The following is a 929-nucleotide window of genomic DNA, read 5'->3' on the forward strand; positions in this document are numbered from 1 at the left end:
CAAAAATAGCCGGTCCAAAAATGCACGAGGCCCCCAAGGGTGGGGGCCTCGCCATGGAAGGCCTGATCTATGTCATTGACTGATATAGCGATTCGTCGAGCCAAGACGCGCGACAAGCCCTACAAAATCTACGATGAGCTGGGCCTCTTTCTGGTGATCTCCCCGTCTGGGTCACGACTCTGGCGAATGAAGTTCCGGCACGGCGGATCTGAGAAGAAGCTCAGCTTTGGCGCTTATCCTCAAGTGAGCCTGCGCGACGCGCGGAAAATGCGCGATGACGCCCGCGACCTGATTGCTGATGGCAAGGACCCCGCGCTTGAGAGGCAACGCGATAAGCTCAGGGCAGGCGCGTTGGCCGACAACACCTTCACCAGCATCGCCAGTGAGTATTGCCGCAAGCGCCGCCGCGACGGTGACAGGGCCTGGGCACCGGCTACCGCTACGCGCTGCGAATATCTCCTCAGCCTGCTCGACAATTCGATTGGCAAGATGCCGATCCATGAGATCGAGCCGATCGACGCCCTCGCCGCGATCCGCAAGATCGAGAAGCGAGGCAAGCTCGAAAGTGCACGACGTACACTGCAACTGGCCAGTGCCGTGTTCCGCTACGCCGTAGCCACGGCACGCCTGCGGTCTGACCCGACACGTGATTTGCGCGGCGCGTTATTGACCCCCACGGTCACTCACTACGGGGCGGTCACCGATGCCAATGAGGTCGGCGACCTGCTCAGGGCCATTGATGGCTACGAAGGCCAAGGCATGACAAAATGGGCGCTGCAACTCGCGCCGCACGTCTTCGTGCGTCCCGGCGAACTGCGTCATGCCCGTTGGGATGAGATCGACCTGGAAACCGCTCTATGGACCATCCCGGCCGAGAAGATGAAGATGCGCAAACCGCACCACGTGCCGCTCTCGCGGCAGTCGATCGC

The 929-nt window shown here is 61.2% G+C and carries 1 protein-coding gene; it reads left to right on the forward strand.

Features of this window, described 5'->3' with window-relative positions:
- Positions 1-69: 69 nt before the first annotated feature.
- A partial coding sequence (locus HGI47_RS22080; protein WP_168854899.1) for an integrase arm-type DNA-binding domain-containing protein occupies positions 70-929 on the forward strand: 860 nt, incomplete at its 3' end.

The sequence above is a fragment of the Novosphingobium sp. ERN07 genome, assembly GCF_012641335.1.
Taxonomy (GTDB): Bacteria; Pseudomonadota; Alphaproteobacteria; order Sphingomonadales; family Sphingomonadaceae; genus Novosphingobium.